Source organism: Stenotrophomonas maltophilia group sp. Smal32, assembly GCF_030237085.1.
Classification (GTDB): Bacteria; Pseudomonadota; Gammaproteobacteria; order Xanthomonadales; family Xanthomonadaceae; genus Stenotrophomonas; species Stenotrophomonas maltophilia_Q.
Genome location: NZ_JASJSI010000025.1, coordinates 40,192 through 52,157 on the forward strand (window position 1 = coordinate 40,192; position 11,966 = coordinate 52,157).

Genomic DNA, 11,966 nt, shown 5'->3' on the forward strand with positions numbered 1-11,966 from the left:
AGCTCGCCCCGGCCGGAGGCCCGCGCGCGTCCGTGCGGGAGCGGCACATCGACCGCGCCCCGGGGCGCGCCCCCGCCCCCCCCCCCCGCGGGGCCGGCCCCCGCCCCCCGGCCACGCGGCGGCGGGGCCGCCCCCGCCCCCGCGCCCCCCCCCCGGCCCGGGCGCCCCCCCCCCCCGGCGCCCCCCCCCCCCCCCCCGGGGGGGGGGGGGGGGGCCCCCCCCCCCCCCCCCCCCCACCCTGCCATCCCACGGAATGCACGCTGTTGCTGTTGCTGTTGCTGTTGCCCTGGCCTGAAGCGGGTGCCGGGCGCCGCCCGGCCGATACCCCCTGCTTGACCGCAGGCAGGGCGCCCCGGAGAATTACGCGACTAATTCTCATTTGCTGTTGCGCAGGATGCGGGCGGCAGCCTTCCGGGCCCTCCTCCTCCGATGTTCAAGAACGTCCTGTTCCAACTGCACTGGCTGCTGGGCATCACTGCCGGTGCCGTCCTGGCCGTGATGGGCCTCAGCGGCGCCGTGCTGTCCTTCGAGGACGAACTGCTGCGTGCCGCCAACCCCGGCTTCGCCGAAATCGCCGAACACCATTGCGAAGGCCAGCATCCGCTGGCGCTCACTGAACTGGTGCCGCTGCTGCAGGCCGGCAGCGAGCGACCACTGCAACGCCTGCGCATCGATGCCACCGGACAGCGACCGTCAGTCGCACGGTTCGCTGGCGGCAAAGAGCACTGGGTGTACTTCGACCCGTACAGCGGCGAACGCTTCAGCGCGCTGCGCGGGCAGGCCTTCTTCGATTTCGTCGAAGACCTGCATCGCCACCTCGCTGCGGGCGAGCGCGGCAAATGGATCACCGGCAGCTGTGCCATCGCCCTGCTGTTCTTCACCCTGTCCGGCCTCTATCTGCGCTGGCCGCGGCGCTGGTGGCACTGGCGCAGCTGGTTGGCGGTGGAGTGGAAGCGCAGCGGCCGCGGGTTCCTGTGGAGCCTTCACTCGGTGGTCGGCACCTGGGTGCTGTTGATCTACCTGATGAGTGCGCTGACCGGCCTGTGGTGGTCGTTCGATTGGTACCGCAGCGCCGCCAACACCCTGCTGGGCGTCGCGCCGGCGGCCAAGCACAAGGTCGCCACCGACACGACGCTGGACCTGCGCCGCGTGGAAACCACCTTGTATGCGTTGCCCGGCGTGCGCACCGGCTTCATCGACCTGCGCCTGCCGGAAAAGCCCGGCCAGGTACTCAACGTGCGGGTGATGGCCGGTGATCCGTCTCAGCGCGGCGGCCACCATGACCGTGCACATGATCTGCTGCAACTGGATCCGGCCAGCGGGGCAATCCTCGATTCGCGCCCCTACGCGCGCCAGGGCACCGGCGGCCAGCTGGCCACCAGCGTGTTCGCGTTGCACTCGGGCAGCTACTTCGGCATACCCGGGCGCGTGGTGGTGATGCTCAGCAGCCTGGGCATGAGCCTGTTCTTCATCACTGGCTGGATGCTGTACCTGGACCGTCGCCGCAGCCAGCGTGCCGCACGCGGGCTGCGCCAGTCGCTTCCGGTTGCCGCCGCCGATGATGGCCGCGCACCTTGGCTGGTCGTGCATGCCAGCCAGAGCGGGCTGGGCGAACAGCTGGCCTGGCGTGCTGCCGCGCAGCTGCAGGCCGCTGGCCATGCTGTGCAGGTACTGCCATTGGCCCGGGTCGATGCCACGCAGCTCGCGCGCACTGCGCAGGCCTTGTTCGTGCTGAGCACCTTTGGCGATGGCGAACCTCCGGATGCGGCGCGGGGCGCTGCGCGACGGCTGCTGGCACAAGCGCCCGATCTGTCGGGCCTGCAGTTCGGCCTGCTCGCCCTCGGTGACCGCCAGTACCCGCATTACTGCGGCTTTGGCCGCCAATTCGATGGCTGGCTGCTGGGCAACGGTGCACGTGCGCTGTTCGGGCGCATCGATGTCGATGCCGCTGCGGTACCGGCGCTGCGCCAGTGGCAGCAACAGCTGGGCGCGCTGACCGGCATCGCCACCGATGACAGCGTGCTGCCGGCCGCCACGCAGATGCACGAGTGGCGCCTGCTCGGCCGCGACCGCCTCAATCCAGGCAGCATCGGCGGTGCGATCTGGCGCATCCGTCTTGCTGCGCCGGCCGAGGTGCAGTGGCAGGCGGGCGACATCCTGCATATCGCGCCCCGCCACAACGCACAGCACGCCGGTGCGGTACTGAAGGCACATGGGCTGGATCCCCTGGAGCCGCTGCTGATCGACGGCCAGCCGCGCACGCTGCTGGCGCTGGCCAGCGAGCGCGAGCTGCCCGATGCCGATGCTGCGCTGGCGGTGCAGGATGCGTGCCTGTGGCTGGCAGGGCTGTCACTGCTGCCGGGGCGGGAGTACTCCATCGCGTCCTGTACGGATGACGGTGCGGTCGAGCTGGTGGTACGGCTGGTCCATGACGAAGCCGGACGCACCGGCCTGGGCTCGGGCTGGCTGTCAGTGCATGCGCCGATAGGCGCCAGCATCGCCTCCCGCGTGCACCGCAATCCGGGTTTCCATCGCGTGACCGGTGCACCCATGGTATTGATCGGCAACGGCACCGGCATCGCCGGCCTGCGCAGCCTGCTGCGCGAAGCCGCCCATGCGGGAGAACACGGGCACTGGCTGCTGTTTGGTGAACGCCAGCGTGCGCACGATTTCCTGTTCGCCGACGAGATCGAGGCCTGGCAGGCCAACGGTCATCTTGCGCGGGTGGACCTGGCGTTCTCGCGCGATGGCGACGGCGGCTACGTACAGGATCGCCTGCGCGTGGCGGCCGATGCCCTGCGCGACTGGATGCAGCGTGGTGCCGTCATCCACGTGTGCGGTTCGCTGCAGGGCATGGCCGAAGGCGTGGACCAGGTGCTGCGTGAAGCGCTCGGTGATGAGGCGGTGGAAACACTGCTGGAGAGCGGGCGCTACCGTCGCGACGTGTATTGATTCCTGCCACCGCGCATTGGCGTGAGCCGGGCATGGGCTCGGCTCTACAGTGTTTCCCGAGCCCGATGATGTAGAGCCGAGCCTGCGCTCGGCTGATTCCCCTCCGGCCCACAGCACCGCCTAGGCCGCCGCGCGTGCCGCCCGCTGTTCCGGCTGCAGCCGGAACGCGCCCACCGCTTCGGCCAGCGCGTGTACCTGCGCCTGCATCTGCGCGGTGGAGGCACCGGCTTCTTCCACCAGGCTGGCGTTGCGCTGGGTGCTGGCTTCCATCTGCACGATGGTCTGGTTCACCTGCGCGATGCCGGCATGCTGGTCCTGCGATGCACTGCGGATACCGGCCAGCAGCTCGGCCAGCTGCTGCACGCTGCCAACGATCTCGCCCATGGTGGTGCCCGCCTGCTCGGCCTGCTGGTTGCCTTGCCCGACCCGCGCCACCGAATCCTCGATCAATCCCTTGATCTGCTTCGCCGCATCGGCACTGCGCTGGGCCAGCAGGCGTACTTCTGCCGCCACCACGGCAAAGCTGCGGCCCTGCTCGCCCGCACGTGCCGCCTCCACGGCCGCATTGAGCGCAAGGATGTTGGTCTGGAAAGCGATGCCATCAATCAGCTGGGTGATATCACCGATCCGGCGCGACGCCTCGCTGATGCCCTGCATGGTCGCCACCACCTGGCCCACCGCCTCACCGCCGCGCTGTGCCACCGCTGCGGCACCCTTGACCAGCGCGTCGGCACGCCCTGCGGCATCTGCATTGCGGCCAACGGTGTCGGTCAGCTCATGCATCGATGCGGCCGTTTCTTCCAGGTTGGCCGCTTGTTGTTCGGTGCGCTGCGAGAGGTCGTGATGACCGGCAACGATCTCGCCAACACCGGTGTCGAGGCTGGAGGTGGCGTGCTGGATGCGGGTGACGATGCGGCCGAGCTGAGCGACGGTGGCATTGGCATCGTCGCGCATGCGCGCGAACACCCCCTGCAGTTCACCCTCCATGCGCACGCTGAGGTCACCGCGGGCGAGCGCGGCAAGCAGTGCCTGCAGGTCGCCGAGATTGGTTTCAAAGGTCGCCAGCAGGCGATTGATGCTGGTCGACAGCGTGCGCACGAAGCCCTGCTTGCCCTCCAGCGCGATGCGCCCATGCAGGTCACCGTGAGCGGCGGCGTCGACCAGCGCGGCCACTTCGGTTTCCAACAGGGTTTCCAGCGCACGGCTGCGCCATTCCACCGCCACGCCAAGGAACTGGCCTTCGTCGATGATGGCGTTGGCAATCAGCTGGTAGCGCACCCCTGCATGGCCGATCTCGCGCTCCTCGCGCTGGCGCACGCTGGCCAGGCTGCCCAGCGCTGGATGCAGGCGCACCGCGTCGCTGCCCACCAGCTCTTCGATGCGGCGCTCGAGCTGCAGCAGCAGTGCCGGGTTGGCGTAGGCGACCTGCCCTTCCGCATCGATCACCATCAGGCCGGTCTGCGCGCTGTCCAACGCCTGGCGCACGCGGGTGTTGCCGCGCGCCACCGCCCGCTCGGTCTCGATGCGCGCACGCAGGCGTTGCTGCATGTCGACCAGGCGCTGGGCCAGCTGGCCGATCTCGTCGTTGGCGTTGTAGACGCGCAGGGTGGTGTCCAGGCGGTCGTCAGCGATGTCGCTGGCGAAACGCAGGGTGTCCTGGATCGGCTGGCGCACCGCGCGCAGGACCAGCACCAGGCTGGTGATCAATACACCGGCAACCAGCAGCAGCGTGAGTGCGAACAGCACGCTCATGGCGCGTGCGCCGGCTTGCTGGCGTGCCTGTGCACTGGCCAGCGCCGCGACCTGTGCCTGCTGGAATGCGGCCAGCGCCGGTGCCACGCCAGCGGCGGTTTCCAGCAGTGACTGTGCCTCCACATCCAGCCCGACACGCGCGGCGGTGTAGCCCAGCAACGCGATCTGGTAGCCCTCCATTCCGCTGCGCAGGGCGTCCTGCACATCGGTAGGCAGACCGGCCAGCGCCAGATCGAATGGCAGTTTTTCTTCGCTCGCACGATCAGCGTGCGTGGAATCCCCATCGAGCAGCAACAGCGCCTCCTGACGGCGCATCTTCTGCAGGGACAGCGCCAGCGACGGTCGCTGCTGGGCGTCCACCTGGGTCTGCAGGGCATCGGCCGCCTGCTGCAGCTGCGCGGCAAGGCCAGCGTCGCCGCGACCCATTTCATCGACACGTTCGAACAGCGCTACCACACCCTGCGAGAACGCGTCAGCGGCCTCGGTCAGCGCCTGCAGGGCCTTGCGCCGGCCGGCATCCATCGGCATCGCACGCAGCGCCTGCAGATCGGCCTGCAGGGCTTTCTGGGTCACCAGCAACTGGTTGCGGTCGGCATCATCGAAACTGCGTGCATACTGGGTCTGCAGGCGGCGCGCTTCGGCCACCCGCGTGGCCAGGCTCGCAGCCAGATCGCTGCCGCGCTGGTAGCTGGCCTGGCTGCGTGCAGCCTGTGCGCTGGCGTGGCCGGTCCAGGCGTACACGGCAGCGATCGCGACCAGGCCAAGCCCACAGACCCACAGGGTCGCCTTGAGTTTGTTGGCCACGCTGAGCCGATGCGGCTGCAGCCAGCGCAGCAGGCCGGGGGACGCCGAGCGCAACGTGCCAAGGCGCGCGCGCAGGGACCTGAGGTGGGGGACAACGGCCGACATGACAGACTCCAGGCGGAAGGACGCACCTGTATCGGCTGGATCTGACAGAACTTTAGGATTTTTTTCGTTCGCCCACGCCGATCGCTGACGGACGCGGCCTTTGTACCGGGCACAGGCGACGGGGGGATGACATCGCCGGCGCGCTTGACCTCAACCCCGGTTGGGGGAGCACAGTGGACCTCCCTCCCCCGACCGGTGCCGCCATGACGACGCTCGATGTCCCCCGCTACCTGCAACGCCTGCAGCTGGATGCGCCGCCACCGCTGAAGCTGGCCGGACTGACCCTGCTGCAGCAGCGCCACAACGCGCTGCTGCCATTCGAGACGCTCAGCTGCCTGCTGCGCGACGCGGTACCGATCGACCTGGACAGCGTGCAGCGCAAGCTGCTCGACGAGCGTCGGGGTGGCTACTGCTTCGAACTCAACGGCGGCCTGCTGGCCCTGCTGCAGGCACTGGGCTTCGATGCGCAGCCGCTGAGTGCGCGCGTACTGCTGGCCGCACAGGACGGCGAGCTGACTGCACGGACCCACCTGCTGCTGCGCGTGCAGGTGGACGGCGATGATTGGCTGGTGGACGCCGGTTTCGGCAGCCTGACCCCGACCGTGCCGCTGCGCCTGCACGATGCGCAGCCGCAGGCCACGCCGCACGAGCGCTATCTGCTGCAGCGCCTGCCCGAGCAGGGCGACTTCGTGCTGTCAGCCGAATCCAGCGACGGCTGGCGGGCGATGTACCGCTTCGATCTGCAGGCACCGGCACCGATCGACAACGTGGTGGGCAACTGGTACGTGTGCACCCACCCCGATTCCAGCTTTCCGGGCCAGCTGCGCGCGTCGCTGACCGGGCCCGACTGGCGCCGCACCATCGGCAGCGGCAACTACACCGAGTACCGCCCCGGGCAGGCGCCGGACAAGCGCCCGCTGCACGATGTCGGCGATGTGCGCGAGGTGCTGCAGCAGCGTTTCGGCATGCAACTGCCCGACGACCCACGACTGGCTGCAGCGCTCGCGTGCCTCGATCTTGTAGAGCCGAGCCCATGCTCGGCTGAGCTTGGGCGGCTGGGCCAACAGCAGCCGAGCGTGGGCTCGGCTCTACAGAACTGCCCGGGCCTGCAGCGCGATGCGGTTGCCTTCACTGTCGCGGATCTCGGCCACTCGCCAATCGCCGGCATCGGCCGGGCCGAAGCGCAGTTCGGCACCTGCCTGCAGCGCGCGCGCGAGGCTGGCATCCAGGTCATCCACGCCGATGTAGATGCGCGCGCCCTGCTCGGAGGGCCTGTAGTCCGCACCTTGCACCAGCGCCATGCTGGCACCCTCCGCGTCATCCGAAAACGGCAGGTACGCCATCTGGCAGTCATGCAGCAGGATCGGCGCATCCACGTCCACCCGCAGCCATTGCTGGTAGAACGCAATGGCACGGGCCAGGTCACTGGCGGGGATCTCAACGTGCAGGATCGAGTTCATGCCTTTTCCTGGTGCCGGCAACTCAGATGATGCGCAGGGTAATCGCCTTCAGCACCGCGCGGGTGCGGTCACGGGTGCCGAGCTTGTCGAGGATCGCCGAGACATAGTTCTTCACCGTGCCCTCGGCCAGGAACAGGCTGCGCGCGATCTCCTTGTTGCTGTAGCCACCGGCCAGCAGGCGCAAGATCGCTACTTCACGCTCACCGAAGGTATCGGTGGGCGGCGCTTCATCATGGAAGCGGTAGCGGGCGCGTACCGGCTCGGTGCTGACCGGCAGCAGCAGGGTCTCACCGGTGGCAACGCGCTCGATCGCCTCGCGAAGGTCGGCCGGTGCTGCGTCCTTGAGCAGGAATCCCTGCGCTCCCGCCTCGCTGGCGCGCAGCAGCAGATCGCTTTCGTCGAAGGTGGTCAGCAGCAGCAGCGGGGTGGCGTCACCGCGTGCGCGCAGCTGGCGCAGCGCTTCGATGCCGTCCATCCCGGGCATGCGGATGTCACTGAGCACCACGTCCACCGGCTGGGTGGCCAGCGCATCCAGCAGCGCCTGGCCGTCTTCGGCCTCCAGCACCACCTCCACGCCCAGCCCCTGCAACAGCGCGCGCAGGCCGGCACGGACCAGCGCCTGGTCGTCGGCCAGGGCAACACGGATCGCGCCGCCGCTCATGCTGGCACCCACGCGGTCAGGTGCATGCCACCCTGCGCGGTGCGGGCCAGTTCCAGCTGGCCGCGCACTGCGGCCAGGCGCTCACGCATGCCGGCGATGCCGTTGCCCTCTCGGATGCGCTCGGCGCACTGGCCGTCATCACGGATGTCGATACGCAACCGGGAATCCTCTTCGTTGATCGTCAGCCATACGGTGTCTGCGTTGCCATGCCGGGCGGCATTGGTCAGCGCTTCCTGTACCAGGCGCAGCACAGTCTCTGCCATCAGCGGGTCGGCCACGCGCACGCTCTCGCCGATCTGCAGCTGCAGCTTCGGGCGCGGAAACGGCGCGGCCAGCGCGTGCAGCGCAGTAGCCAGATCGAGGCCGCGATCATCGCGCATCGATTGCACCACCTGGCGGATGTCGGCCAGCAACTCGCCGGACAGCTGCTCGGCCAGCACCAGTCCTTCGCGCCCGGCCAGCACAGGGTCGGCCGCAAGGGCGCGCAGGTTCAAGCGCATCGCGGTGAGCTTGTGCCCGGCCACATCGTGCAGTTCGCGGGCCAGGCGCAGGCGCTCGGCATCGCGTGCACTGTCGGCCAGCAGTGCACGTGTCGCCAGAAGATCGGCATTGACGCGGGCCAGGTCATCGCGGGCCAACGCAGTGCTGCGCGCGTAGTGTGCGGTCAGTGCGGCAAATGCCTGGAACCCGCCATACAGCAGCACCACCAGCAACGGCTGGGTGAAACCACTGTGGCGCAGCAGGAGATACATGGCGAGGTTGGCCAGCAGTGCAACACCCAGCACGAAGCGCGGTGGCCAATGCTCGGCCAGCTGCGCCACCAGCACCACCAGCAGTACCGGCGCGGTTCCGGTGCGCGGCTGCAGGGCAACCAGTGTGATCGCCAGCACGGCCTGCAGCGCCGCAGCCAGTGCACGCACGCGGATCGGCATTGCCGCCCATCCGTGCACCACGAACAGCAGCAGGAACGCGCCAAGCGACGCCTGGCTGAGGCCGGCACCGGCGCCCTGCACGCCGAATGACAGGCCCACCACCAGCACGGTGACCAGGCCGGCGAGGCTGAGGGGACGCAACAGGTGGCGGAACAGGCTGGGCATGACCTGATGCTGACGGCCGCGGCAGCAACCGGCAATGGGTCCAACGCAGAAAGTGACTTCTGGCACGTCGGATCGATGACCACTGGCCCTGAACCCACCAACGCGCCCCGCGCAGACTGGCTCCACACCGCAACACACCACCCACCTCCGGAGCCACCGCCATGATCCGCACCGCCCTGCTCAGCACCGCCCTGACTGCCCTGGCCCTGGCCAGTGGTGCCCACGCTGCCGATCTGGCAGTGACCGTACACGATGTCCGCGTGCAGACCGGCACCCTGCGCGTTGCACTGGTCGACAGCGCTGCCGCCTGGGACGGCAAGGCCAAGCCGGTGCAGGCGCAGCAGGCGACGCCCAGCGGCGACAGCGTCCACTTCACATTCAAGAACCTGCCGGCCGGCAGTTATGCCGTACTGCTCACCCACGACGAGAACGACAACGGCAAGCTCGACACCAACCTGGTCGGCATGCCGGTGGAAGGCTATGGCTTCAGCAACAACCCGCAGGTGATGCGCAAGCCGACCTTCGACGAGGCACGCGTCGACGTGCCGGCTGCCGGCGCTGCCATCGACATCACCCTGCGCTGATTCCTGCATCCAGACCCGAGGCCATCATGGACCGTCGCCGCTTCCTCCATACCCTGCTCAGCAGCAGCGCCTGCCTGGCTCTGGGCGCCACCGCACTGCGCAGCGCGCCCGCCTTCGCCGGTGACCCGGCCCGTTTCGCGCAGGGCCTGCAGGAGCACCCGTGGCTGCTGGGCTGGCGCGGCGTCACCAGCGAGAGCCTCGGCCCGGCCACCGTGCAGCTGCAGGGCCGGCTGCCGGCCGGCCTCGCCGGAACGCTGTACCGCAATGGCCCGGCCTGGACCGAGCGCGATGGCTTCCGCTACGACCACTGGTTCGACGGCGACGGCATGGTGCATGGCTGGCGCTTCAACGGCGATGGCAGCCTGACCCACCACGGCCGCATGGTGGCCACGCCGAAGTTCAGCCGTGAACAGAAGGCCGGCCGCTTCCAATACCCGGCGGCCGGCACAAGCGTCCCCGGTGCCCTGGCGGTACGCAACAACGATGACGCCAACGTGGCCAACACCTCGGTGACGATGATCAATGGCCGGCTGTTCGCGCTGTGCGAGTCCGGCTCGGCGTTCGAAGTGGACCCCGATTCGCTGCAGACCCTCGGGCCGGTCACCTGGCGCCCGGATCTGGCCGCGCTACCGTTCTCCGCGCATCCGCTGCCGGACCGCGATGGCAGCGTGTGGAACTTCGGGTCGATCAGCCTGATGGGAGGCCACGGCCTGCTGGTCTGGCACATCGGCAGGGACGGCCAGCTGCGCAGTGCCAATGTGATTGAAACGCCGGAACATGGCTACCTGCATGCCTTTGCGATGACCGAACAGCACCTTGTGTTCGTGCTGATGCCGTTCGACTTCAACGGCACCGGCGGCAGCTTCTTCGAGCGCATGCAGTTCGCGTCGCAGCGCCCGTCACGCATCGCGGTGGTGGCCAAGGATGCGCCGGACAAGGCGCAATGGTTCGATGCACCGTTCGCGGCGATCTATCACTTCGGCGATGCCTTCACCCGCGACGGCGGCATCGTGCTGCGCGCGGTGCGCCACGACGACATCAGCGAAGCGCGCTCGCCGATGAAGGAAGCGATGGCCGGGGACGGCGCGCACGCGGCGAACAGTGGCGCCAGCCTGGTCGAGTTGCACCTGGACCTGCGCCGCGGACAGGCACGCTGGGAAACCCTGGACATCAGCGCGGTGGAGTTCCCGCTGTTCGATCCGCGTTCGGCCAACACCCGGGGGGCGCGCCTCTACGCGCCGACCATCGATGGCCCGGCCACGGCGCCGTACTTCAACGCAGTGGCTGCATTCGATATCGAGCGTGGGCGTCGCCAGCTGTGGCACTACGGGCCGGACATCATGGCCGAGGAACATGTGTTCGTGCCGCGGCCGGGCAGTCGCAACGCCGATGACGGCTGGCTGGTCGGCACCCTGCTCGACCCGGTGAACAAGCGCAGCGGCCTGGCGGTGCTGGATGCGCGCCATGTGGATGACGGCCCGCTGGCACAGGCCTGGCTGCCGTATGCGGTACCACTGGGCTTCCACGGCACTTTCGCCGCGCACGGCTGAGTCCACGCTACGCGGACACCGTTGTTTGGCATGCTGGGACTCCCCTGCCCCGTGGAGTCCTGCATGTCCTTGGCCGACCATCGAAGTACGCTGGCACCGCACGGTTTCCTGCGCGTGGCGATCAACCTGGGCAACCCGGTGCTGGCACAGGGCGATGCGCGCTCACCGCGCGGCCCCTCGCTGGAACTGGCTACCGCATTGGCGCAACGGATGGGGGTGCAGGCACGCTTCACCTGCCACGATGCCGCAGCCTCGGTGGTCGCCGCAGCGGGCGAAGACGGCTGGGACCTGGCTTTCCTGGCCATCGATCCGGCACGCACCGACCGCATCGCCTTCAGTGCCCCGTACGTGGAGATCGAAGGCACCTATCTGGTTCGCGAGGACAGCCCTGCGCAGCAGGTGGCCGACCTCGACCGCGAAGGGCTGCGCATCGCGGTGGGGCGTGGCGCGGCCTATGACCTGTTCCTGAGCCGTGAACTGCGCAACGCCACGATCGAGCGGGCGGAGACCTCGGCGGCGGCCATCACCCTGTTCGATCAGCAGCGTCTGGATGCCGCCGCCGGCGTGCGCCAGCCGCTGGTGGCCTGGGCACAGGCGCATCCCGGCCATCGCGTGCTGGCCGACCGTTTCACCGCGATCCAGCAGGCGGTGGCGGCGCCAGCGTCGCGCCCGGCCGAGGCACTGCAGACGCTGTTCGACGAGGTGGAAGCGATCAAGACCGGTCCCTTGCTGGGCGAAGCGTTCGCCCGTGCCGGGCAGGCAGTCACGCTGGTGCGGTGACTGTAGCGGGGGGGGGGGGCGGCGGCGGGGGGGGCGCGGGCGCCTCCCCGCGCCCCGCGGCCCCCGCCCCCGGCGGGGGGCGCCCCCGCGGCCCGCCCCGAACTGGGTGTTTCTCAATTTCGGCGCCGCGCCGGGGGGGGGGGCGGGGGGGGGGGGGGGGGGGGGGGGGGGGGGGGGGGGGGGGGGGGGGGGGGGGGGGGGGGGGGGGGGGGGGGGGGGGG

General features: G+C 69.4%; 8 protein-coding genes and 1 pseudogene. 5 read left to right on the forward strand and 4 right to left on the reverse strand.

Going from position 1 to position 11,966, the window contains the following annotated elements:
* Positions 1-429 precede the first annotated feature (429 nt).
* On the forward strand, positions 430-2,952 hold the full coding sequence (locus QRO91_RS08560; protein WP_197651248.1) for a sulfite reductase flavoprotein subunit alpha: 2,523 nt from the start codon (positions 430-432) through the stop codon (positions 2,950-2,952).
* 120 nt (positions 2,953-3,072) lie between these two features.
* Here QRO91_RS08560 and QRO91_RS08565 read toward each other — a convergent pair whose 3' ends face one another.
* Entirely contained in the window at positions 3,073-5,613 is a 2,541-nt protein-coding gene (locus tag QRO91_RS08565; RefSeq protein WP_049428688.1) for a methyl-accepting chemotaxis protein, read from the reverse strand.
* A 203-nt stretch (positions 5,614-5,816) separates the two neighbouring features.
* Here QRO91_RS08565 and QRO91_RS08570 point away from each other — a divergent pair.
* A pseudogene (locus QRO91_RS08570) lies at positions 5,817-6,617 on the forward strand (arylamine N-acetyltransferase); the annotation flags it as partial.
* 84 nt (positions 6,618-6,701) lie between these two features.
* On the opposite strand, the gene QRO91_RS08575 reads toward QRO91_RS08570, so the two are convergent.
* From QRO91_RS08575 to QRO91_RS08585, 3 genes are read right to left on the reverse strand one after another with little or no spacing between them, the layout of a single operon-like run.
* Positions 6,702-7,073 (reverse strand): VOC family protein, encoded by a 372-nt coding sequence (locus tag QRO91_RS08575; RefSeq protein WP_049428964.1) that lies wholly within the window; start codon positions 7,071-7,073, stop codon positions 6,702-6,704.
* Between the two features lie 22 nt (positions 7,074-7,095).
* The gene (locus QRO91_RS08580) at positions 7,096-7,734 is read right to left on the reverse strand and encodes a response regulator transcription factor (protein ID WP_049429006.1); all 639 of its coding nucleotides are present in this window, start codon (positions 7,732-7,734) and stop codon (positions 7,096-7,098) included.
* On the reverse strand, positions 7,731-8,831 hold the full coding sequence (locus QRO91_RS08585; RefSeq protein WP_285310363.1) for a sensor histidine kinase: 1,101 nt from the start codon (positions 8,829-8,831) through the stop codon (positions 7,731-7,733). The genes QRO91_RS08580 and QRO91_RS08585 overlap by 4 nt, the downstream gene beginning before the upstream one ends.
* Positions 8,832-8,992: 161 nt before the next feature.
* On the opposite strand from QRO91_RS08585, the gene QRO91_RS08590 reads away from it, so the two are divergent.
* From QRO91_RS08590 to QRO91_RS08600, 3 genes are all read left to right on the forward strand, one after another.
* Complete coding sequence (locus QRO91_RS08590) at positions 8,993-9,415, forward strand: DUF2141 domain-containing protein (protein ID WP_049428966.1); 423 nt, start codon at positions 8,993-8,995, stop codon at positions 9,413-9,415.
* A 26-nt stretch (positions 9,416-9,441) separates the two neighbouring features.
* The gene (locus QRO91_RS08595; RefSeq protein ID WP_049428967.1) at positions 9,442-10,965 is read left to right on the forward strand and encodes a carotenoid oxygenase family protein; all 1,524 of its coding nucleotides are present in this window, start codon (positions 9,442-9,444) and stop codon (positions 10,963-10,965) included.
* Positions 10,966-11,028: 63 nt separating this feature from the next.
* On the forward strand, positions 11,029-11,745 hold the full coding sequence (locus QRO91_RS08600; RefSeq protein ID WP_019338955.1) for an ABC transporter substrate-binding protein: 717 nt from the start codon (positions 11,029-11,031) through the stop codon (positions 11,743-11,745).
* Positions 11,746-11,966 lie beyond the last annotated feature (221 nt).

Excerpts from the sequence above, each read along its gene's own strand:
- QRO91_RS08575 (WP_049428964.1), bottom strand. The coding sequence starts at position 7,073 with ATGAACTCGATCCTGCACGTTGAGATCCCCGCCAGTGACCTGGCCCGT.
- QRO91_RS08595 (WP_049428967.1), top strand. The coding sequence starts at position 9,442 with ATGGACCGTCGCCGCTTCCTCCATACCCTGCTCAGCAGCAGCGCCTGC.
- QRO91_RS08560 (WP_197651248.1), top strand. The coding sequence starts at position 430 with ATGTTCAAGAACGTCCTGTTCCAACTGCACTGGCTGCTGGGCATCACT.
- QRO91_RS08585 (WP_285310363.1), bottom strand. The coding sequence starts at position 8,831 with ATGCCCAGCCTGTTCCGCCACCTGTTGCGTCCCCTCAGCCTCGCCGGC.
- QRO91_RS08580 (WP_049429006.1), bottom strand. The coding sequence starts at position 7,734 with ATGAGCGGCGGCGCGATCCGTGTTGCCCTGGCCGACGACCAGGCGCTG.
- QRO91_RS08565 (WP_049428688.1), bottom strand. The coding sequence starts at position 5,613 with ATGTCGGCCGTTGTCCCCCACCTCAGGTCCCTGCGCGCGCGCCTTGGC.
- QRO91_RS08590 (WP_049428966.1), top strand. The coding sequence starts at position 8,993 with ATGATCCGCACCGCCCTGCTCAGCACCGCCCTGACTGCCCTGGCCCTG.
- QRO91_RS08600 (WP_019338955.1), top strand. The coding sequence starts at position 11,029 with ATGTCCTTGGCCGACCATCGAAGTACGCTGGCACCGCACGGTTTCCTG.